Annotated in this window: 18 protein-coding genes; 10 read left to right on the forward strand and 8 right to left on the reverse strand. The window is 61.9% G+C overall.

Features of this window, described 5'->3' with window-relative positions; genetic code table 11:
* Positions 1–46: 46 nt before the first annotated feature.
* Positions 47–1,042, reverse strand: coding sequence for a rhamnose ABC transporter substrate-binding protein (gene rhaS, locus FJ930_RS22630; protein WP_141840168.1), 996 nt, complete (start codon positions 1,040–1,042; stop codon positions 47–49).
* Positions 1,043–1,097: 55 nt separating this feature from the next.
* Complete coding sequence (locus FJ930_RS22635; protein ID WP_141840169.1) at positions 1,098–1,901, reverse strand: DeoR/GlpR family DNA-binding transcription regulator; 804 nt, start codon at positions 1,899–1,901, stop codon at positions 1,098–1,100.
* Positions 1,902–2,088: 187 nt separating this feature from the next.
* On the opposite strand from FJ930_RS22635, the gene FJ930_RS22640 reads away from it, so the two are divergent.
* From FJ930_RS22640 to ggt, 3 genes are all read left to right on the forward strand, one after another.
* Positions 2,089–4,191: a bifunctional rhamnulose-1-phosphate aldolase/short-chain dehydrogenase gene (locus FJ930_RS22640; protein ID WP_141840170.1), complete on the forward strand. Its 2,103-nt coding sequence runs from the start codon at positions 2,089–2,091 to the stop codon at positions 4,189–4,191.
* Between the two features lie 95 nt (positions 4,192–4,286).
* Positions 4,287–5,579 carry an L-rhamnose catabolism isomerase gene (rhaI, locus tag FJ930_RS22645; RefSeq protein ID WP_141840171.1) on the forward strand — a complete coding sequence of 431 codons (1,293 nt, stop codon included), beginning with the start codon at positions 4,287–4,289 and terminating at the stop codon, positions 5,577–5,579.
* Between the two features lie 284 nt (positions 5,580–5,863).
* A complete protein-coding gene (ggt, locus tag FJ930_RS22655) occupies positions 5,864–7,603 on the forward strand; it encodes a gamma-glutamyltransferase (RefSeq protein WP_141840172.1) in 1,740 nt (579 codons plus the stop codon).
* A gap of 66 nt (positions 7,604–7,669) precedes the next feature.
* Here the strand turns inward: ggt and FJ930_RS22660 are convergent, their stop codons facing one another.
* The 5 genes from FJ930_RS22660 to FJ930_RS22680 all read right to left on the reverse strand — a co-directional run bounded on the left by FJ930_RS22660 (position 7,670) and on the right by FJ930_RS22680 (position 12,244).
* On the reverse strand, positions 7,670–8,005 hold the full coding sequence (locus FJ930_RS22660; protein ID WP_141840173.1) for a hypothetical protein: 336 nt from the start codon (positions 8,003–8,005) through the stop codon (positions 7,670–7,672).
* 333 nt (positions 8,006–8,338) lie between these two features.
* On the reverse strand, positions 8,339–8,773 hold the full coding sequence (locus tag FJ930_RS22665; RefSeq protein WP_140749530.1) for a hypothetical protein: 435 nt from the start codon (positions 8,771–8,773) through the stop codon (positions 8,339–8,341).
* A gap of 327 nt (positions 8,774–9,100) precedes the next feature.
* Positions 9,101–10,192, reverse strand: a complete 1,092-nt coding sequence (locus FJ930_RS22670) for an ABC transporter substrate-binding protein (RefSeq protein ID WP_141840174.1) — start codon at positions 10,190–10,192, stop codon at positions 9,101–9,103.
* Entirely contained in the window at positions 10,189–11,559 is a 1,371-nt protein-coding gene (locus tag FJ930_RS22675) for a sensor histidine kinase (protein ID WP_246676995.1), read from the reverse strand. The genes FJ930_RS22670 and FJ930_RS22675 overlap by 4 nt, the downstream gene beginning before the upstream one ends.
* Positions 11,560–11,566: 7 nt before the next feature.
* A complete protein-coding gene (locus tag FJ930_RS22680; RefSeq protein WP_141840176.1) occupies positions 11,567–12,244 on the reverse strand; it encodes a response regulator transcription factor in 678 nt (225 codons plus the stop codon).
* A gap of 250 nt (positions 12,245–12,494) precedes the next feature.
* On the opposite strand from FJ930_RS22680, the gene FJ930_RS22685 reads away from it, so the two are divergent.
* From FJ930_RS22685 to FJ930_RS22695, 3 genes are all read left to right on the forward strand, one after another.
* Positions 12,495–13,469: a tripartite tricarboxylate transporter substrate binding protein gene (locus FJ930_RS22685; RefSeq protein ID WP_141840177.1), complete on the forward strand. Its 975-nt coding sequence runs from the start codon at positions 12,495–12,497 to the stop codon at positions 13,467–13,469.
* Between the two features lie 127 nt (positions 13,470–13,596).
* Positions 13,597–14,070 carry a tripartite tricarboxylate transporter TctB family protein gene (locus tag FJ930_RS22690; protein ID WP_140748442.1) on the forward strand — a complete coding sequence of 158 codons (474 nt, stop codon included), beginning with the start codon at positions 13,597–13,599 and terminating at the stop codon, positions 14,068–14,070.
* Between the two features lie 28 nt (positions 14,071–14,098).
* Positions 14,099–15,607: a tripartite tricarboxylate transporter permease gene (locus tag FJ930_RS22695; RefSeq protein ID WP_140748439.1), complete on the forward strand. Its 1,509-nt coding sequence runs from the start codon at positions 14,099–14,101 to the stop codon at positions 15,605–15,607.
* An 87-nt stretch (positions 15,608–15,694) separates the two neighbouring features.
* On the opposite strand, the gene FJ930_RS22700 is transcribed toward FJ930_RS22695, so the two are convergent.
* Positions 15,695–16,432: a GntR family transcriptional regulator gene (locus FJ930_RS22700; RefSeq protein ID WP_141840178.1), complete on the reverse strand. Its 738-nt coding sequence runs from the start codon at positions 16,430–16,432 to the stop codon at positions 15,695–15,697.
* 207 nt (positions 16,433–16,639) lie between these two features.
* On the opposite strand from FJ930_RS22700, the gene FJ930_RS22705 reads away from it, so the two are divergent.
* The 4 genes from FJ930_RS22705 to FJ930_RS22720 all read left to right on the forward strand — a co-directional run bounded on the left by FJ930_RS22705 (position 16,640) and on the right by FJ930_RS22720 (position 20,526).
* Positions 16,640–17,647, forward strand: coding sequence for an ABC transporter permease (locus FJ930_RS22705; RefSeq protein WP_140748433.1), 1,008 nt, complete (start codon positions 16,640–16,642; stop codon positions 17,645–17,647).
* Entirely contained in the window at positions 17,644–18,429 is a 786-nt protein-coding gene (locus FJ930_RS22710; protein ID WP_141840179.1) for an ATP-binding cassette domain-containing protein, read from the forward strand. The genes FJ930_RS22705 and FJ930_RS22710 overlap by 4 nt, the downstream gene beginning before the upstream one ends.
* A 94-nt stretch (positions 18,430–18,523) precedes the next feature.
* Positions 18,524–19,438 (forward strand): sugar ABC transporter substrate-binding protein, encoded by a 915-nt coding sequence (locus FJ930_RS22715; protein ID WP_141840180.1) that lies wholly within the window; start codon positions 18,524–18,526, stop codon positions 19,436–19,438.
* A gap of 74 nt (positions 19,439–19,512) precedes the next feature.
* The gene (locus FJ930_RS22720; RefSeq protein WP_141840181.1) at positions 19,513–20,526 is read left to right on the forward strand and encodes a zinc-binding alcohol dehydrogenase family protein; all 1,014 of its coding nucleotides are present in this window, start codon (positions 19,513–19,515) and stop codon (positions 20,524–20,526) included.
* The last annotated feature ends 358 nt before the right edge of the window (positions 20,527–20,884 follow it).

Genomic DNA, 20,884 nt, shown 5'->3' on the forward strand with positions numbered 1-20,884 from the left:
CGTCTCGCCGACCCTCCCCACAAGGGGGAGGGTACCGACTCCTAGATCAATAGATCTTGGAGAACTTCTCGATGTTGGTCTTGTCGAACTGGAACGGCGGAGCCATCGCGGCCGAGTTGGTGTCGTCGAGCGTCACCTTGCCGACGCGGCCGATCGACAGCGTGGCGCCGGGCTTCGCCTTTTCCTTCTTCACCGCCAGGTCATGGGCGAGGTAGACGGCGGAGTAGCCGAGATCGATCGGGTTCCACAGCGCGACCGCCTGGCTGGCGCCGTTGTCGATGAACTTCTTGAACTCGGACGGCAGCGCCAGGCCGGTGACATTGACCTTGCCGATCAGGTTCTCGTCGGTGACGACCTGGGCGGCGGCAACGACACCGACGGTGGTTGGTGCGATGATCGCCTTGAGGTTCGGATAGGACTTCAGAAGGCCCTTGGCTTCGTCCGTGCTCTTGGCCGAGTCGTCATCGCCATAGACGGTGGCGACCAGCTTGATCTTGGGGAACTTCTCCGGCAGCACCTTCTTGGCCGCTTCGATCCAGGCGTTCTGGTTGGTCGCGGTCGAGGAGGCCGACAGGATGGCGACATCGCCGCCTTCCGGCAGGTAGTCGGCGGCGAGCTTGATGATGGTCTCCCCGATCAGGCCGGTGTCGGACGGATTGAGATGAAGTTGACGGCCTTCCTTGGCGACGCCCGAATCCCAGGAGATGACGGTGATGCCGCGCTCCATGGCCTTCTTCAGCACCGGCACAAGCGCGTCGGCGTCATTGGCGGAGATCGCGATGGCGTTGACCTTCTGCGCGATCAGCGAATTGACCACTTCGATCTGCGCTTCCGCGGTCGCCTTGGTCGGGCCGGTGTAGATGATATCGACGTCGCCGAGTTCCTTGGCCGCTTCTTCGGCGCCCTTGTTGGCGGCATCGAAGAAGCCGTTGCCGAGCGACTTCACCACCAGCGCGATCTTGATGTTCTCCGCATAGGCGGCATTCACGAACATGGCGGCAGAAAAGGCCGCCGTAACCATCAATTTCTTCAAGAAGCTCATCGAATATCCTCCCTTGAGCGTTGCATTCCATCGCCGCTGCGGGCGTGAGGTGATCTCAGGCCTGCAGTGGAGATTCTTCCTTTGCCGACTTGCGGGCGACGATCAGCGTCACACCGGCTGCCTCCAACATCTTGGCTTCGCGATCCTCGATGCCGTCATCGGTGATGACGGTGGCGATGCGCGTCAGACCGCACAGGATCAGGCTCGAGCGCTTGCGGAACTTCGAGGAATCGACCAGCACCACCAGCTCGTCGGCCTGGTCGATCAGCTTCTGTTCGGCCTGGATCAGTAGCGGGTCGCCTTCCATCAGGCCGAGCGGCCCGAGCCCCTGAGCGCCCATGAACATGCGGCGCGCGTAGAAATTGCGCGTCACGTCATTGTCGAAGGGCGACAGGATGATGTTCTGCTCGCGATAGATGGTGCCGCCCGACAGCATCACCGTGTTCTTGGAATGCTTGAGCAGATGCTCGGCGATCGGGAATGAATTGGTGAAGATCGGCATGCGACGGCCGGTCAGGAAATGCACCATCTGGAAGGTGGTCGTGCCGCCATTGATGATGATCGGCTCGCCGTCCCCACACAGTTCAACGGCTTCGCGCGCGATTGCCCGCTTCTGCGCCGCGTTGAGCGTTTCATTGACGGAGAAGGGCCTGCCGGCAAGGCCGATGAATTGCGGCGGCGAGATCGCCTCGGCGCCGCCGCGCACTCGGCGCAGGCGTTTTTGCACGTGAAGCGCCGCGATGTCGCGCCGGATCGTCGCCTCGGACGACTCCGTCAGGTCGACCATCTCCTGCACCGTCACCACAGGTTTTTCCTGGACAGCGGACAGAATGATCCTGTGGCGCTCTTTTTCGTGCATGGTTCCTCCCTGCCTTGGCCATCTAGGCACTCAAAAAGAGCAGTGTCAATCATTTCCGATCATATAATTTCATTGTGCGGTGCAATATGATCGATATTGATCGTTTGTGATTGACAGATGGCCTGCTTGCGTAGACATTCCTCGACAAAATGGATTGCACCTTTTTGCATCCCAGGGAGGATTACCCATGCTCGACAACCGCTCCGGCTCGCGCCTCGCCAATCTTTGGGACGATGCGAAGGCCAAGGGGATGGGCGAGCCTGAGCTTCTGGTCTATCGCTCGAACACGCTCGGTTCCGACAAGCGCGTCACCAACTATGGCGGCGGCAACACATCGTCCAAGATCTGGCAGAAGGACCCGCTTACCGGCGAGACTATCGAGGTGCTTTGGGTCAAGGGCTCCGGCGGCGACAGTGCCTCGATCAAGCTCGACGGCTTCGCCACCCTCTACATGGACAAGCTGCGCGCGCTCAAAGGCCTCTATCGCGGCGTCGAGCACGAGGACGAGATGGTGGGATATCTCTCCCACTGCACCTTCAATCTCAATCCGCGCGCGGCCTCGATCGACACGCCGCTGCATGCCTATGTACACAGGCCCTTTGTCGACCATATGCATCCCGATGCCATCATCGCGATTGCCGCCGCGAAGGATTCCAGGGCGCTGACGAAGGAGATCTTCGGCGACGCCATAGGCTGGCTGCCATGGAAGCGGCCTGGCTTCGAACTTGGCCTGTGGCTGGAGAAGTTCTGCCTCGAACATCCCGACGCCAAGGGTGTCATCCTTGAAAGCCATGGCCTGTTCACCTGGGGCGACACCCCCAAGGAATGCTACGAAACGACGATCTCGGTGATCAACCAGGCGATCGAATGGTTCGAGCGCCGCTCCGAAGGCCTCGCCATCTTCGGCGGCGAAGTGGTGAAGTCGCTGGACGCTTCGGCTCGTCGCGCCATCGCGGCGAAACTGATGCCGAAAATCCGGGGCCTGATCTCGGAGAAAAGCCACAAGCTCGGCCATTTCGACGATTCGCCCGCCGTGCTCGAATTCGTCAACTCCAGGGATTTGCGCCCGCTGGCGGCATTAGGCACCTCATGTCCGGACCATTTTCTGCGCACCAAGATCCGCCCGCTGGTCATCGAATTCGATCCGGCGAAACCGGATGTCGATGCCGTCATCGCGCGCCTCGCCGATGATGTCGCCGCCTATCGCGTCGGCTATCAGGCCTACTATGACAGCTGCAAGCATCCGGACTCGCCCGCCATCCGCGATCCTAACGCCGTGGTCTATTTGATGCCGGGCGTCGGCATGTTCACCTTCGCCGGCGACAAGGCGACGGCGCGCATATCGGGCGAATTCTATGTCAACGCCATCAATGTCATGCGCGGCGCCTCGACGGTCTCCTCCTATGTCGGCCTGCCCGCTCAGGAAGCCTTCGACATCGAATACTGGCTGCTCGAGGATCTGAAGCTGCAGCGCATGCCGAAGCCGAAGTCGCTTGCCGGCCAGATCGCGCTGGTCACCGGCGGCGCCGGCGGCATCGGTCGCGCGACCGCCAGCCGCCTGCTGCGCGAGGGCGCCTGCGTGGTGCTGGCCGATATCGATGAGACGGCACTTGCCAGCGCGAACGAGGAACTGGCCAAGGTCCATGGCAAGGATTTCGTCCGCCCGGTGGTCATCAACGTCACCTCGGAAGACCAGGTCGTCGCCGGCTTTGCCGAGACCGCTGTGGAATTCGGCGGCATCGACATTCTGGTGTCCAATGCGGGCCTCGCCTCCTCGGCGCCGATCGAGGAGACGACGCTGGCCCTGTGGAACAAGAACATGGACATCTTGTCGACCGGCTATTTCCTGGTCTCGCGGGAAGCGTTCCGGCTGTTCAGGGTGCAGGAGATCGGCGGCAATGTCGTCTTCGTGGCTTCGAAGAATGGCCTGGCCGCGTCGCCCAATGCCGCCGCCTATTGCACCGCCAAGGCGGCCGAGATCCACTTGGCGCGCTGCCTGGCGCTTGAGGGCGCGGAAGCGCAGATCAGGGTCAATGTCGTCAACCCGGACGCGGTGCTGCGCGGCTCGAAGATCTGGACCGGCGAGTGGAAGGAACAGCGCGCCGCCGCCTACAAGATGTCCACGGACGACCTGGAGGAGCATTACCGCTCGCGCTCGATGCTGAAGCGCTCGGTCTTTCCGGAAGACATTGCCGAAGCGATCTATTTCTTCGCTTCCGACATGTCGGCCAAGTCGACCGGAAACATCGTCAATGTCGACGCCGGCAACGCGCAGAGCTTTACGCGCTAGGCGCCCGCCCTTCTCCCCGTCACTGTACGGGGAGAAGGTGCCCGAAGGGCGGATGAGGGGCGGCGCCAGCCGCACGCATTCAGGGAGGAACAGCAGTGTCCGAAGCCATCATCTCCGCCGACATCGTCGACAAGGACAACGTCGCGCGCAAGGCCAGCCTCGAGCGCGACTATGCCTCGCTCGGCGAGCGGCTTGACCGCCGCGGCATCGCCATCGACGCCATCAGGGACAAGGTCGAGAAATTCGCGGTCGCGATCCCGTCCTGGGGCGTCGGCACCGGCGGCACGCGCTTCGCCCGCTTTCCCAGCGCCGGCGAGCCGCGCGATATCTTCGACAAGCTCGAGGATTGCGCCGTCATCAGCCAGCTGACGCAGGCCACGCCGACCGTGTCCCTGCACATTCCGTGGGACAAGGCCGATCCGAACCGGTTGAAGCAGGCGGCCTCGCGCTTCGGTCTTGGCTTCGACGCCATGAATTCCAACACCTTTTCCGACGCCAAGGACCAGACGCTGTCCTACAAATTCGGCTCGCTGTCGCATGCCGATGCCGGCACGCGCCGGCAAGCGGTCGAGCACAATCTCGAATGCATCGAGATCGGCAAGACGCTTGGCTCCAAGGCGCTCACGGTGTGGATCGGCGACGGCTCGAACTTCCCCGGCCAGGTCAATTTCGCCAAGGCGTTCGAGCGCTATCTCGACGCCATGAGGCAAGTCTATGCCGGGCTGCCCGCCGACTGGAAGCTGTTCACCGAACACAAGATGTACGAGCCGGCTTTCTATTCCACGGTCGTGCAGGACTGGGGCACCAACTACATCATCGCGAAGGAACTCGGCGACAAGGCGTTCTGCCTCGTTGACCTTGGCCACCATGCGCCCAACGTCAACATCGAGATGATCGTGTCGCGGCTGATCCAGTTCAAAAAACTCGGTGGCTTCCACTTCAACGATTCCAAATATGGGGACGACGATCTCGATGCCGGCTCGATCGATCCCTACCGGCTGTTCCTGGTCTTCAACGAACTGGTCGATGCCGAACTGTCAGGCGCCGAGGGTTTTGACCCCGCCCATATGCTCGACCAAAGCCACAACGTCACCGATCCGATCGAAAGCCTGATGCTGTCCGCGGTCGAGGTGCAGCGCGCTTATGCGCAGGCGCTGCTTGTCGACCGCAAGGGGCTGGAAGGGTTTCAGGACAGTAACGACGCGCTGATGGCGACACAGACGCTGAAGGCGGCCTACCGCACCGATGTCGAGCCGATCCTGGCGATGGCGCGGCTGAAGACTGGCGGCGCCATCGATCCCGTCGCCGCTTACCGGGCCGCGGGCTACCGCGCCAAGGTCGCGGCCGAACGTCCGGCAGTCGCCGGCGGTTCGGGCGGGATTGTGTAGTCAACTTTTTTTCTCGATCCAACGGGCGACGGCAGCGCTTGAACATCCCCTCTGTCCTGCCGGACATCTCCCCCGCAAGGGGGGAGATCAGCAGCTTCGCCGAAGGCGCTGTTCCTGCAAGGGCGGTGATTGGCGAAAGCGACGGCGACATCCAATCTTCCCCCTTGCGGGGAGATTGGCCGGCAGGCCAAAGGGGGGTGTGAAGGATCGCCAACCGTCACAATTGGCTGGACTCACCAATCCCAACGGTCTTTCCTAAGCATCCTCACGCCCGGAGACCCGCCATGCATCTCACCCGCCGGACCCTGATCGCCGCCAGTCTTTCCATCTCTTTCGCCTTCACCCCGTTCACAACCGTCTTTGCCGCCTCGCCGGTACCCGTCAAGGGCGAGAACGGCATGGTTGTCACCGCGCAGCATCTCGCCACGGAGGCCGGCATCGACGTGTTGAAGAAGGGTGGCAACGCCGTCGATGCGGCGGTTGCCGTGGGCTATGCGCTAGCCGTCGTCTACCCCAATGCCGGCAACATCGGTGGCGGCGGCTTCATGACCATACGCTTCAAGGACGGCAAATCGACCTTCCTCGATTTCCGGGAACGCGCGCCACTTGCCGCGACCAAGACCATGTATCTCGACAAGGACGGCAACCCGGTGAAGGGCGCCAGCCTCGACGGCTATCTGGCGGTCGGCGTGCCGGGGTCGGTGGCCGGTTTCGAGATGGCCCGCCAGAAATATGGCACCTTGTCCAGGCAAGATCTGATGGCGCCGGCGATCAACTATGCCAAGGACGGTTTCATCCTCAATCAGGGCGATGCCGCCTCGTTCGCCGGTAGCGCTGAAAGGTTGGCGAAGGACCCGGCGGCGGCCGCCATCTTCCTCAAGCCAGACGGCAAGCCCTATGGCATCGGCGAGAAGCTGGTCCAGCCCGACCTTGCCGCCTCGCTCTCGGCCATTTCCGACAAAGGCCCCGACGCCTTCTACAAGGGCGCCATCGCCGACGCCATCGTCAAGGCGAGCGGCGCCAAGGGTGGTATCCTGGCCAAGCCGGATTTCGAACAATATGCGGTCCGCGAACTCAATCCGGTGACCTGCAATTATCGCGGCTACGAGATCACGTCTTCGCCGCCGCCGAGCTCGGGTGGTATCATCATCTGCGAAATCCTCAACGTGCTCGAGGGCTATCCGCTGTCATATCTCGGCCCCGCTTCGGCGGAGACGGTGCATGTCATGGTCGAGGCCATGCGCCATGCCTATGTCGACCGCAACTCGGCACTCGGCGACCCCGACTTTGTCGACAATCCGGTCTCCAAACTGCTGGACAAAGCCTACGCCAAGAACATCCGCGACAAGATCGACCCGTTCCGGGCCGGTGTTTCGAAGGATCTGATGCCGAAGGGCTTTGGCGAGTCCAAGGAAACCACGCACTATTCGATCATCGACAAGGACGGCAACGCGGTCGCGGTCACCTACACGCTGAACGGTTCCTTCGGCGCCGGCGTCGTCGCCGACGGCACCGGCATTCTGCTCAACAACGAAATGGATGATTTCACCCAGAAGCCCGGCGTGCCCAATCTTTACGGCCTGGTTCAGGGCGAGGCCAACGCCATCCAGCCGAAGAAGACGCCGCTATCGTCGATGAGCCCAACCATCGTCGCCAAGGACGGCAAGCCGTTCATGGTCATCGGCAGTCCGGGCGGCTCGCGCATCATCACCATCACGCTGGAGGCGATCGTCAACGTGGTCGATCATGGGATGAACATCCAGGAGGCGATCGACGCGCCGCGCATCCACCACCAGTGGCTGCCCGACACGGTCTATGTCGAGCCGTTCGGGCTTTCGCCCGACACCGAGCGGCTGCTCGCCGGCATGGGCTACCACCTTGATCTCGGCGGCCAGACATGGGGACAGGCGGCCGGCATCCTTGTCGGGGGCAAGAGCCTGGCGGAAATCGAGAAGGGCGGCGGCGCCCGCTACAATGGCGCCATCGACAGCCGCGCCGCATCGGGCGAGGCGCTTGGATATTGATACCCAATGGCTCTCGATCGAGAGCCTGCGAGTCAACCGTCTTGGTTCAGCGACCGGCAGGGACGTTCAAGTCACCAGCGTGATGGTCGATGCAATCAGCATCAGGGCAGCGATGCCGACGAACAGCGCGTAGATGCGAGGCCGGTCGAGCAGTAGCGCGTTTCCGGAAATCCAGGCTGAGGTGGCGCCGCCAAGCGCGAACAGGAAACCGTTGCGATGGCCGAAGGTCATCGACGCGGCCATCAGCCCGCCAATGATCAGGGCGCCGAACACGATGATCACGGCGACCGCGTATCTCTCGAAATCGTTGCCTCCGCTCATGGCTGGGCCGATTGTATTCAGATTTGGCAGGTCGTCCGGATCGAAAGACCCGTATTCCTCTTGCCTCATGGATTCTGGCATCACTGGTTCTCCGCTGACCGGCAACAAACCATCAACACTTGCCGAGTGCAACCCGATCGCGCGTCCCTCTCCGCGTTGACTGTCGTCTTCAACACGTTCCGGCCGCTCTTGTCACCGATTTTTCCGGGTGCCTGGCTAGAATGCAACAGGCGTCTGCGCCCCGGATGGCACGCCGTCGTCCAGTCCTTATGGGCCGTGTCCGCGGAGAAAAGATGGTGCCGCTGATGAATTCAGCACCCGCGGCCTTTTCGCGGCTGCGGGTGGGAGTCGCAGCGCTGCCGGCCTATGCCGGCCCGAGTGCTGATTTGCCGGGGATGTGGCGTGGCGCGATCTCTACCTGGCGGGTTGCAACTCGAACAATCTGGCCCCGTTCTCCTGGCCTTGCTCGACATAGCCGATGATCTTGAACCAGCGCCCGACATCAGGCCCCTGCAGCCAGCTGCGCGAATGGACGGGCAGGTTGCCGGCGAGCGCCTGGATATGCCTGATATGCCGTTTGCAGAAGCGAACGGTGGAGCCACGGAAGAAATCCTCCCGCGCGGCGAACAGCGTATCGGCGGCGTCGCTGTTTTCATGCCAGGCGATGATCGCCACGGCCTTCTCACCCTCGACAAGCGCGTGCGCCCGGCCTTCCTTCAAATTCATCATCAGATTGTCGTAGGCGATCTTGATATCCTTGCCGGCCGCCGCGTATTCGTCCGACATCCGCTTGGATAGGCCATGAAAGACATCCTCGAGATCCCCGAGCGTCGCTGCACGTGCTCTCATTTCACCTCCTGCAGCCCCGGCAGGGAGTTTGCCCTAGGGTTGGGGGATCACCAAGCAAATTGAATCCGCTGAGGGCCTGATGAGAGCAAAGTCGTTTTCAACGAGCCAGGCCGAGGTGGCGCAGCCAAGCACATCGGTCAAAATGGACTGGGCCCGTTCGTGGTGTATGAAAAATGGTCGTTTGCCGACAACGTCGCGGGTAAATCGACGCTGGACAAATGCGCTCATGATCTGTGCTTCTACCGTCGCTTTGAAGCTGCCGCGCGCCGAGGTGCGAGCTGGAGAGGGGAGCTCCGACTGGGGTACGTGGCCTCAAAGAGCACGGCATCAACGCTGTGGATGTTCTCCGATGTGTCTGCGCCAATCCTCGATGAATGTACTTCGCTGGATTTCGTCCTGTGCGGCAAGAAGCGCCGGGCCGATGCGGATGGGGCGGCCGATCCCCGAGTCCATCAATGCCTCGGGTCCGTCGACACCGACGGGCAGGGGGGCGTTCTCGGCAAAGAAGAATGAAGCGTCCTTCGCGACCTGCCGGCCGCGAGCCGACAGGAGATAGTTGAGGAAACGCTTCCCGAGATCTGGATGGGCCGCAGCTGCGGGAATCAAGGCACCCCGCGACAGGATGAGCGCGTAGTCCCGGGGCAGCACGATGCGCAGATCTGGATTGGCGAGCGCCGCCGCATAGGCGTAGGAGCCGAGCACGTTGTAGGCGATGCTGATCCGCCCCGCTGCAAGCTCGCCAAGCACTTCATTGTTGCAGCAGCGCACGATGGTTTCCACGCGGCTCAGAGCTTCGAGCAGTCGCCCGTTTGCTGTAGGCGCCTGGCGGGAATCGTAGAATGCCAAAAGGTAGCCGATGCCAGAAGCCTGAATATCGTAGGTTCCTATGCGTGCGCGGTAGGCGTCGGGCTTGCGGCGCAGGAGTTCCAGGAGCGCGTCGTGACTTCTCGGCACATCCTCGGACGGAACCCAGCGCCGGTCGTAAACGAACACGACGGGTTCGAATGTGAAACCGAAAATCTCGTCCCGCCAATTCGCCCAGTCTGGCACACTCCGTGTTTCCGGCGAGTCGTGCCGTTGAGCGCAGCCATCGTTGGCGAGCCGAACCAGCTGGTCGACCGACGAGGAGAGGAGGATGTCCGCCTCGGAGGTCCCCGCTCGGCATGCGTCCCGTGCCTCGCGGAAAAGATCGTTGGTGACGTAGTCTACGTAGTCGATCCGGATGTTAGGGTTGCGTGCCTGGAAATCGCGCAGCAGCGGTCGCATGGCCTCAAGATCCGTCGCCGCGTGGATGACCAGGTGGCCCGTCTCCTTCGCTGTCGCGGGAAAAGTCTCACTTTCACCTTCCAGGGCGCCGGCAAGGGTGGGGACCAGCCAGGCGAGCCCGGCGAGCGCGAGGGTGCGAATGCGCGCTGTCATGGCTGCCCTCCCACTAGCGGCAACTCCAGATAGACACAAAACGGCTCGTTTTCAGATCGCTTGCGGAAACCGAGCTGGCCACGCAGGACCGTCGCGACTTCCGACGCGATGGCGAAACCGAGCCCTGAGGACCCGCGCGCATCGGGGCTTCGTGAATAGAAGCGGCTGATGACATTTGGCCAATCGTTCTCCTTGATCCCTGGTCCATCGTCGATCACCTCGATTCGACCAAAATTTTCTCGCTGACGCACACGCACCTCCAGTCTGGCGATCGCGCCATGACGCAGTGCATTATCGATGACGTTGACGACCGCCTCGCGAAGGCTGAGCACGTCGCCCATCGCCATGAGGTCTTCATCCGCAGCCTCGAAGGAGACGATCATGTCGGGATCCACCGTGATCGGGACGGCGTTACGAAATGCCATGCGTGCGACATCGTTCAGCGAGACGGGCACGAGCTGGACTGAGTCGAAGCGGTGGATGACCATTGCATGGTTGAGAAGCTGATTAGTGAAGCCGGCTAGTTCGAGAGTGCGGCTTTGAACGCGCTTCAGGTGACGGCGATCTTCCGGCGCAAGCCTCTGCTCGTCTATCAGGCTCACCTGGGCGGAAAGCGCCGTCAGCGGCGTGCGGATCTGGTGGGCGCTGTCGGCGATGTAGCGCTGCAGCAGTTTAATGCGCTCATCAAGGCGGATGATGAAGTAATTGATGGACGTCACGAAGGGAGACAGTTCATTGGGCACCGCGACAGTGAGGGGTGTAAGATCCTGCGGGTCGCGCTGCCGGAGCGCGGCGGCGAGGTCATCGACTGGTCGCAGCGAGTAACGCACCGCCAGCGCTGTACCGGCGACGGCAAGGAGGCTCATCAGCGCGACCAGCATCGTCGCCCGGACCGTCAGTTCCGAGGCGAGCGCATGGCGGGCCTCGACGGTCTGTGCCACGACGACATAGGCCCAGCCCGGCCCTTCGGGCATGCTCATGGCGTGCGACACGGTTACGGTGCGCACCGGGGCGCCCAGATAGGCGTCATCGCCGAAGATGGGGGCGGCGCGGCTCGCGGAAAGGTCCGCCTTGGCGGCCAGATCGGCATAGCCGGTAAGGGTCGCGCCCGAAGGGTCGATGACCCTGTAGAAGATGCGGTCGTCATTGGCGAGCCCGAGAAGTTCGAACGCCGAGGGCGGAAGGACGAACCGGAGATTTCCGTCGGCAACGCTGAGGCTTTCGCTCATCTGGAAGGCCGCGCCGAGGAGTAGCCGGTCATAGGCATCATCCGCGGCGGCGCGCGCGTAAATCCAGGCGGCGGTGATGAGCGTTCCCGCACCCAACGCCAGAACGACGCCGACGCGCCGCATCAGGCGGGAGAACAACGAACTCCTATGCGGCATCGTCCGAGACCAGTTGATAACCGCTGCCCCTCAATGTGACGATCCGCGCGCGCGCGCCTTCCAGTTTCTTGCGCAGGCGCCCGATATAAAGTTCGATTGCGTTCTCGCCCGCGGCCTCCTCGAAGCCGAATAGCTGGTCCAGCAGTTCGTCCTTGCTGAAGACCTTGCCAGGACGCGAGGCGAGGATCTCGAGCAAGACGATCTCGCGGCGCTTGAGCTGGATCTCGCGCTTGCCCACCATCACATTGCGGTTGGTGCGATCGAGGCTGATATCGCCACAGATGATGACGTTGGTCGGCTCGCCACCGCTTCGCCGTCGCAGAAGGACACGCGCCCTTGCCTCCAGCTCGCGAAAGTCGAAGGGCTTGACCAGATAGTCGTCGGCGCCGAGATCGAGCGCGCTGACTCGGTCGTCCACCTCGGAGCGGGCCGTCAGCACAAGGACGGGGACGCCGCTCCCCGACTGGCGCAGCTTTCTGAGGATGGAGAAGCCATCCACGCCGGGGAGCATAACGTCGAGAATCACCAGGTCGTATTCGGTGAAGCTCAGGATTTCCGACGCCGCAACCCCATCGGTCTCCCAGTCGACGGTGTGACCCGTCTGGTGGAAGCGACGACTAATCGCTTCGCCAACGTCATGAGTGTCTTCGACCAAGAGAATACGCACATGCCATGATTGCACGCGGCCGGGCCTCCAACAAGTTGATGAAGGGAACCCGTTCGCACCTTCGGCAGGAGCGTGACAGGATGGTGACAGGAATGCGGGTTAGTGTGGTCCTGCCGGCCTGGTGGAGCGAAGGGACCGGTCCGGGAGGAAATCGGACATGTCCACTGATACGCCAGGCCCAATGGTCTGATGCGGTGATCGGCGTGCGGAATTCTCTTGTTACCGCTCAAGATCCTGTGGGAGGAACCCTATGAAACAAATTTTCAGCAGCGCCCTTTTCGGCGTGGCGATGGCCACTCTGGCGTTTACAGCATCCGCACAGGCGGAACCGACGAAGCCGGAATGCATTGCCGGCGCCAAGCCCGGCGGCGGCTTCGACTTGACCTGCCGACTTGCGGCCAATGCTCTGCTCGAGACGAAGCAAATTTCCAAACCCATGGCCGTCACCTACATGGAAGGCGGAGTCGGCGCCGTCGCTTACAACCACGTCATCGGCAAGCGCGGCAAGGACGGCAACGTGATCACCGCAGCGTCGTCGGGATCAGCGCTGTTCCTGGCCCAGGGCAAGTTCGGTCGGTACGATGAGAATGCCGTGCGCTGGCTCGGTGCGCTCGGCGCCGACTATGGCGTGCTCGTCGTCGCCGCGGACTCGCCCTACAAGACCCTCGGCGAACTGGTCGAGGCCTACAAGGCCGATCCCGCAAGTTTTGCAATTGCCGGCGGCGGCGCCGTGGGCTCGCAGGACTGGATGAAGGGTTCGCTACTCGCCAAAGCGGCCGGCCAGGAGCCTAAATCAATGCGCTATGTCGCTCTTGAAGGCGGCGGCGCGGTTCTGACCGCCCTCGAAGGCGGCCATGTGAAAGTCGGTTCGGGCGATGCGGCGGAGATGGTCAAGCACCATGTTGCCGGCAAGGTCCGCATCCTTGCGGTCATGTCGCCGGAACGTCTGCCGGGTGATCTTGCGGATGTTCCGACAGCGCATGAACAGGGCTTCGACATCGATTGGCCGGTCTGGCGCGGCTACTATGTCGGCAAGGATGTCTCGGATGCGGATTACGACTGGTGGCTGAATGCTTTCAAGAAGGCTTCCGAGACGTCGGAATTCGCCGAGGAGCGTAAAGCGCGCGGCCTGTTCGAGTTCACTCTCCTTGGCAAGGATTTCGAGGAGCGCGTGAAGGCGGATGTCGCCCGCTTCAAGATCCTCGCCAAGGAAGCCGGCATGTAATGCGGCGCCCTCCCAGGCTCCCGTCAAGACACAACGCGGACGACCGTCGCCATCGGCAGACCGATGGCGACGGTCGCAAAGCAGCGGATAGCGGCGGCGGCAGGCTCAGAAAATAAGGGAAACTTCCATGTCTGATGAATCGCATTGCTCCCCGCGTGCCGTGCAGGTGATCGGCCGCGGCGCAGCCACATGTCTGCTCGCGCTTGCCGTCGCCTACGGCATTGGCGGAAGTGTCATCGAATACTCCTTCTCCTCAGATCCCCTCGGCCCGCGGGTCTTTCCCATGGCGCTTGCCGTGGTGCTCGGCCTGCTTGCCGTCTGGTATTTCTTCTCGCCTGGGTCTGCGGAGGGGTTTCCGTCCGGCGTCGTGCTTGCCCGCGTGCTCGCGGTGCCGGTTCTCCTGGTCGTTTCCGTCGTCCTGTTCGAACCGGCAGGCTTTGCCGTTTCCATTTTCATCCTAACGCTCGGCTCCGCATTCATCTTCGGCGCGCCGCCGGGTAAGGCGCTCATCGGAGCGGCCGGCCACGCCACCCTCTGGTGGGTCGTCTTCTCCTACCTGCTGGAAGTCTACCTGCCGTCCGGCACGCTCTTCGGACGCTGAGGCAAGGTCGGATCGGAAGGATCAATCCATGAACCTCGAATATCTCTGGCAAGGCTTTGCGGTCGCTCTGACCGGACAGAACCTGCTCATCGGCCTCATTGGCTGCTTCATCGGTACGCTCGTCGGCGCACTGCCAGCCATTGGTCCCATCAACGGCATAGCCCTGCTGCTTCCCATTGCCTATACGATGGGCCTGCCAGCGGAGAGCACCATGATACTGCTCGCGGCGATCTATTGCGGCGCCGAATATGGCGGCCGCATTTCCTCGATCTTGCTGAACGTGCCAGGGGATGCCGGCGCCGTCATGACGGCAATGGACGGCTATCCCATGGCACGCCAAGGGCGTGCAGGAGAAGCACTCGCCCTCTCTGGCATCGCCTCCTTCGTGGGCGGCATACTCGGTTCCATCGGCCTCGCGCTGTTCGCGCCCCTGCTGGCCGGTCTGGCGATTGGTTTTGGGCCCGCCGAATACTTCGTGCTGATGATGTTTGCCTTTGCGACACTGGGTTCGATGGTCGGCAGCTATCCAGCAAAGACGCTCATCGCCTGCACGCTCGGTCTGATGCTGGCAACGGTCGGTCTCGACGCCACGTCTGGCGCCTACCGCTTCACCTTCAACGAGCCGGAGCTTGGCGACGGCATCGAGTTCGTGGTGCTCGTCATCGGCTTGTTCTCGATCTCCGAAGCGCTGATCATCCTGGAAAACCAGGGGCGTGGCATGACTGTAATCCGCGAACTGGGTCGGATGACCGCACGCATGAGCGATATCGTGAAGTGCACCGGCACGACCTTGCGCAGCTCGCTCATCGGCTTCGTCATCGGTGTTCTGCCGGGCACGGGCGCCTCGGTGTCGAGCGCCATCTCCTACACGACGGCCAAGCGCTTGTCCGATACCGAAGGGACCTTCGGCAAGGGCGACGTGCGTGGTCTCGCCGCGCCCGAAGCGGCCAACAACGCGACGGCCTGCGGCGCCTTCGTGCCTATGTTGACGCTCGGTGTTCCCGGTTCGGGCACCACCGCCGTCATGCTTGGCGCGCTGATGCTCTACAACATCCAGCCGGGCCCTATGCTACTCACCGAACGGCCCGAGATCGTGGGCGGTCTCGTCGCCTCGCTATTTGTAGGCAACCTGATCCTGCTGGCACTCAACCTGCCGCTCGTGCAGATATTCGCTCGCGTCCTGACCGTGCCTAACTGGCTGCTCGTGCCGGGCATCTTGGTCCTGTCGATCGTCGGCGTCTATTCCACTCACTCGTCGGTCTTCTCGATCTTCCTGATGATGAGCATCGGCATGGTGGGTTGGCTCCTGCGTAAGGCGGGCTTCGAGATGGCGCCGATCATCCTCGGCTTCGTACTGGGCCGGCTGATGGAGGTGAACCTGCGCAATGCTTTGGCGATCAGCGGCGGTGATCCGTCTATCCTCTTCAGCAGTACCATCTGCAACCTGCTCTGGGTTCTGGCCGCGGCCGTCGCCATCGTGCCTTTCTACCTGTCGCGGCGTTCCCGCCGGCGCAAGATGCTGATGGCCGCCGAATGAGGGGGCCGCCAGGCGAGCGGCGCCTTACCGCCTGACGCGGACTGGCACACGTCCGGATCAAGTTGTGGCGATATTCTGGGCCGCGCCTCAGCCCGAAATTGCGTAGGCAGTGACCGGGCCGACCATGCGCCTCGTGCCGGTGAAGACGCGCCCGAGCAGCAGAGTTGCACCGAGTTCCGTAGATGCGTGAACCGCCAGCTCACCGGAGAAGTCGTGAAAGCGGCTTTCAATCCGCTTCAGCAGTTCGGTATGCGCGCTCTTGAGCGCGGCGAGTTTTCCCCACAGAGGAGAGTTGTCAGGCTGCCTCGAAAACAAATGCGCCGACCGTAACTCGAACATCACCCGGATCTCGAACAGCTCGAGGGCGAAGTCTTCGGTGAAGCCCTTGAATAGCCAGCCGGTATTCGGCCTTTTTTCGAGCAATCCAAATCGGCTAAAGCGAATGAGGAACTCGCGAATTCCATTGGTCGCAACGCCGAATTGCCGCGCGAGCTCGAGTTCGTTGATGCTGGTGCCGGGTCTGGTGTCACCCCGCAGCATCCACTCCATGAACTGCTGTTCGACGTGCTTGGCTCGGGACGTGGTTTCGTCGTCGGGGTAGTAGTCGCTATCCTCCACCGCGCGGCCCGCTGTCCTCACGCCGCCGCGCTCGGCGACAAGTTGGCGGTGAGCAAGTTCCTGCAGAACCTTTCGGACGGTCGTGCGGCTCACTCCCACTCGCCGTCTGAGCTCATTTTCGGAGGGCAATTCGCCCGCCAATTGTCCATCGCGCAGCATGGTGGCGACCCGGTTGAAAGCCTTCTTGTAGACGGTGTCGGTTCGCATCGGACTTGCCTCTCAGCAACCTTGTCCTTTTTGCATGAACTTTATCCATAAAAAACAACTTGACCAAGTGGGGTTGATTGTTTTTTATCGATAAGAGGAAGCTAAAATACAGCCTTGGTTCTGACGCCCCAAGCTTAAGCAAGCCTGGGCGGGGAGGGGGTTTTGCCCAAAACGGAAAACACCAGCACCGCTGTTAGCCAAGCCTCAATGCTTGCGCCGAAGAGGCCGGGCGCCGTCCCTGGCCTGGCGCTCGGACTGGCATTGCTGAGTGCTGGCCCGGTCATCATATTGCTGTTGCTGATCGCCGTTCTCACTTTCCTGTCACCCTATTTCCTGACCGGGCGCAATCTCAGCAACATCCTCGGCCAGACCGCCGTCATCTCGGTTGTCGCAATGGGCCAGCATTTGGTCATCCTCACACGCGGCATCGACCTTTCGGTCGGATCGAACGTCGCACTGGCTTCCGTCGTCGGCGCCCTCAGCTTTCATGCCGGCGCTCCCGCCATCGCGGTTATCGCGGTGATGGTTGGCTGCGGTGCGGCGGTGGGCGCCATCAACGGGCTCTTCTACGTCTTCGGGCGGCTGCCGCATCCCTTCATAATCACCCTGGCAACCTTGAGCATCGCCAAGGGCTTGGCGCTTCAACTGGCCGATGGGCGCGCCATTCCTGGAATGCCGGATTCGATAGATGCGCTGGGGCGCGATGCGGTCTGGGGTCTGCCCGGATCGGTCTTTGTCGTTGCAGGCGTTGCCGCGGTCCTCTTCACTGTGGCCAGGACGATGGTCTGGGGGCGGTGGATTTACGCCGTCGGCGGTCGACCCGACGCCGCCTTGCGCATGGGCATTCCTGTGTCCTGGGTCCTGGTTTCGGTCTATGTGATCTCGGGGCTGTGCGCCGGCATTGGCGCTGTCATACTCGCCGGCCGCACCGACGCCGGTTCCCCCTTGTTCGGCAATCTGCTTGAACTGGATACGATCGCGGCGGTGATTATCGGCGGTGCCAGTTTTCTCGGCGGCCGTGGCCATCTCGGCCATGCCCTAATCGGCGCCATCATGATTGGCGTCATCCGCAACGCACTCAACCTGCTCAACGTGAACGTCTTCTTCCAGCTCATCGTCATCGGCGTAGTCATCGTTATCGCCGTCGAGTCCGACGTGCTGCGCAACTATCTCGAAGGGCGTGTGCGTGTCATGCAGGCTGGGAGGCAGCCATGACCGCCGTTGCGGCCAATGCCGGTCGTGCCGCCACTGCCGACCAACCCGTGCTGGCGGTACGCGGCGCCACAAAGCGTTTCGGTTCGGTTCTGGCTCTGGACGACGTCAGTATTGAGGTGCGCCGAGGCGAGATCGTCGGCCTGCTCGGCGACAATGGCGCGGGCAAATCGACGCTGACCAAATGCATCAGCGGCGTGCACCAACTCGATGCCGGGGCGATTGTCCTGGATGGTGCGCCCACGCAGATACGTTCCCCCGCGGATGCGCGCTTCGCCGGCATCGAGACTGTCTACCAGGATCTGGCGCTGTTCGACAATCTGACGCCCGGACAGAACTTCTTTGCCGGTCGCGAGTTGGCCTGGCCGCAATGGCTTCCGCGCGGCTTGCGATTTCTGCAGCAGCGCAGGATGGACGCCGAGACCCGTGTTCTGTTGGCAAACCTCAAGGTTACGCTACCTCGATTGGATGCCGTCGTCGCCATGATGTCGGGCGGACAACGGCAGGCCATCGCCGTGGCCCGGTCCACCGTATTTGCCCGCAAGGTTGTCATCCTGGATGAGCCGACCGCTGCACTCGGTCTGCGTGAATCACGCCAAGTGCTCAATCTGGTTGCTGCGCTCCGCGACCAGGGCAATGCCGTGATCCTGATCACTCACAATATGGAGCATGTCGTCGAGCTCGCCGATCGCGCCGTGGTGCTTCGCCAAGGCCGCAAGGTCGGTGAACTGGCGCCGACCAAGGATAACAAACAGGAGATGGTGTCCATGATCGTTGGAGCCTGATCCGTGCGAGATTTTGAGGACCGTTGCGGCCCTCAAATGCCTGAAGCGTTTCCCGCCGGGAGGCGTCTCAATTCAAGGGAGGAATGGAATGCCAATGAACCGAAAACTGTTCGCATGGATCGCCATCGCCGTTGCGTTTGCGGTGCCGGCTTCGGCCTCAGACAAGATCAAGGTCGGTCTGATCACCAAATTCCCGGTGCCGTTTTACTCGACCATGGAGGAGGCGGCCAAGAAATACGCGGCCGCTCATCCTGAAATCGAGCTGGTCACCGGCCAAGGTCAGGCCGCCACCGACATCGAGGGCCAGATCGCGCTGATCGAGTCGATGATCACCCAAGGCGTCAAGGGTCTAGCGATCACTCCGGTCGATCCCACGGTTGCTCCGGCACTCGACAAGGCGGTCGCCGCCGGCATCAAGGTGGTTCTCGTCGACAACAGCATCCCCAACTGGAAAGGCCAGACGGCTCTGGTTTCGACCAATAACCTCAACGGCGGCAAGATCGCCGGAGAATATCTGAAGACCGTGCTCAAGAGCGGGGACAAGATCGGTATCCTGCAAGGTGTTCCCGGAGTGCCGGCACTGGATGACCGCGTCACCGGCATGATGGAGGGATTGGGCGACGTCAAGGTCGACGTCGTAGGCAAGGGTGCAACCAACTGCACGCTCGAGCTGGGCACGTCAGTGACCGAAGACATCCTGACCGCCAATCCCGATCTCAAGGCGATCTATTCGGCCTGTGGCCCGCCAGTTCCGGGCGCCGTCAAGTCGATAAGCAATGCGGGCATCGCCAAAAAAAAGATCATTCTGGTGGGCTTCGACGCCTGCTGTGGTGAAATCGAAGCGATCAAGTCCGGTGCGGAAGACGCCAGCGTCGCACAATTTCCGGCGAAGATGGGCGAGCTTGGCATCGACACTGTCGTCAAGGCAATCCGCGGGGAGGCCGTCGAAGCCAACGTGGACACCGGCGCTGGCCTCGTAACGCCGCAGAACGTCAAGGACTTCGAATAAGCTCCCACACCTTGGCCCGGCGGTCTTCTCGACCGCCGGGTTCTTTTTGGAACACTCCAAGGAAGGTGATCCGCATGAAAGCGCTCGTTTGCCGACGACCCGGCGAACTGATCTTAGAAGATCGCTCCCCACCCGGCCCGCCGGGGGCAGGATGGGCGCTGGTCTGCATCAGCCATGTCGGTATATGTGGCACCGATTATCACATCTTCGAAGGCAAGCATCCCTACCTGGCCTATCCACGTGTCATGGGGCATGAACTCGCAGGCACGGTGACTGCGATCGGGGAAGGCGCCCCTATCCGCATCGGCGAACGCGTCGTCGTAAATCCCTATTTTGCTTGTGGCAGATGCATAGCCTGCCGTCATAACAAGCCGAATTGCTGCGCGGCGATTGAGGTGTTGGGCGTTCATCGCGATGGCGGTATGTGTGAAGAATTGCTCGTGCCTATCGACAATCTCTATCCGATCGGCAGCTTGCCGCTCGATCATGCGGCAGCGGTCGAATTCTTGGCCATCGGTGCCCACGCGGTGGGACGCTCCAAGCTTGCAGCCGGCACACGTGCTCTGGTCATCGGCGCCGGCCCTATCGGACTTGCCACGGCGCTATTTGCACGTATTGCCGGCCAGATAGTGACGATCATGGACGTCCGCCGGGAAAGGCTCGATTTCGCTGAAGGTCAACTCGGTTTCCCCGTTATCGATGGACTTTCGTTGTCGCCGGTTGACCTGGTGCGGGAGGGAACCGATGGCGAGTGTTTCGACCTTGTTTTTGATGCGACCGGCAACAAGGCGTCGATAGAGGCCGCTTTCGCTTATGTGGCGCATGGGGGAGCCTTGATAATGGTCAGCGTCATCAAGGAGGAGATCAGCTTTTCCGATCCCGAATTCCACAAGCGCGAGATGATATTGATGGGCAGCCGCAACGCGCTTCGAGTCGACTTTGACCACGTCATGGCGGCAATGCACGATGACACCGTTCCTGTGGCCAAGCTCATAACGCACCGCACGACCCTGCGCGACAGCCTCCGCGATATCCCGCATTGGGTCCACCAAAAGTCGGGGCTTATCAAGGCGGTGATAGCCGTTTAGGCTATTAACCGATACCTGGTCACACCGTTTGGCCTCGCGTGTCGAAGAAAGTCAAAACTGAAAACTAAACAAAGCGCTCTTCGAGAGGACGGGAGCGTTCTTTCACCGAACTTGACGAAACCGCGACCGCGATAGCTTCGGCGGACATACGCCGCGCGGCAGGTTGCGGATCAGCGCGCCGCGGCTCTTTTCCAAACTGCGATGGGGAAGCTGGCCGTCGGGTTCGTCTCAAATATCCGCACGTCCGGCTCAATCACCACGGAAGACCGGCCGTCCGCTCCTGATGCGGTGGACGGCTCTCCTCCCGCCCTGCGGTATGATCGTGGGGCCAGAGCTGGAGGAGATCTATGATGGGCAA

The sequence above is a fragment of the Mesorhizobium sp. B2-4-15 genome (genome assembly GCF_006658505.1).
Lineage (GTDB): Bacteria > Pseudomonadota > Alphaproteobacteria > Rhizobiales > Rhizobiaceae > Mesorhizobium.

Bases quoted from the DNA above. Each gene is read 5' to 3' on its own strand.
- rhaS (WP_141840168.1), bottom strand. From the start codon at position 1,042: ATGAGCTTCTTGAAGAAATTGATGGTTACGGCGGCCTTTTCTGCCGCC.
- FJ930_RS22635 (WP_141840169.1), bottom strand. From the start codon at position 1,901: ATGCACGAAAAAGAGCGCCACAGGATCATTCTGTCCGCTGTCCAGGAA.
- FJ930_RS22640 (WP_141840170.1), top strand. From the start codon at position 2,089: ATGCTCGACAACCGCTCCGGCTCGCGCCTCGCCAATCTTTGGGACGAT.
- ggt (WP_141840172.1), top strand. From the start codon at position 5,864: ATGCATCTCACCCGCCGGACCCTGATCGCCGCCAGTCTTTCCATCTCT.
- FJ930_RS22660 (WP_141840173.1), bottom strand. From the start codon at position 8,005: ATGCCAGAATCCATGAGGCAAGAGGAATACGGGTCTTTCGATCCGGAC.
- FJ930_RS22665 (WP_140749530.1), bottom strand. From the start codon at position 8,773: ATGAGAGCACGTGCAGCGACGCTCGGGGATCTCGAGGATGTCTTTCAT.
- FJ930_RS22670 (WP_141840174.1), bottom strand. From the start codon at position 10,192: ATGACAGCGCGCATTCGCACCCTCGCGCTCGCCGGGCTCGCCTGGCTG.
- FJ930_RS22685 (WP_141840177.1), top strand. From the start codon at position 12,495: ATGAAACAAATTTTCAGCAGCGCCCTTTTCGGCGTGGCGATGGCCACT.
- FJ930_RS22690 (WP_140748442.1), top strand. From the start codon at position 13,597: ATGTCTGATGAATCGCATTGCTCCCCGCGTGCCGTGCAGGTGATCGGC.
- FJ930_RS22695 (WP_140748439.1), top strand. From the start codon at position 14,099: ATGAACCTCGAATATCTCTGGCAAGGCTTTGCGGTCGCTCTGACCGGA.
- FJ930_RS22700 (WP_141840178.1), bottom strand. From the start codon at position 16,432: ATGCGAACCGACACCGTCTACAAGAAGGCTTTCAACCGGGTCGCCACC.
- FJ930_RS22705 (WP_140748433.1), top strand. From the start codon at position 16,640: ATGCTTGCGCCGAAGAGGCCGGGCGCCGTCCCTGGCCTGGCGCTCGGA.
- FJ930_RS22710 (WP_141840179.1), top strand. From the start codon at position 17,644: ATGACCGCCGTTGCGGCCAATGCCGGTCGTGCCGCCACTGCCGACCAA.
- FJ930_RS22715 (WP_141840180.1), top strand. From the start codon at position 18,524: ATGAACCGAAAACTGTTCGCATGGATCGCCATCGCCGTTGCGTTTGCG.
- FJ930_RS22720 (WP_141840181.1), top strand. From the start codon at position 19,513: ATGAAAGCGCTCGTTTGCCGACGACCCGGCGAACTGATCTTAGAAGAT.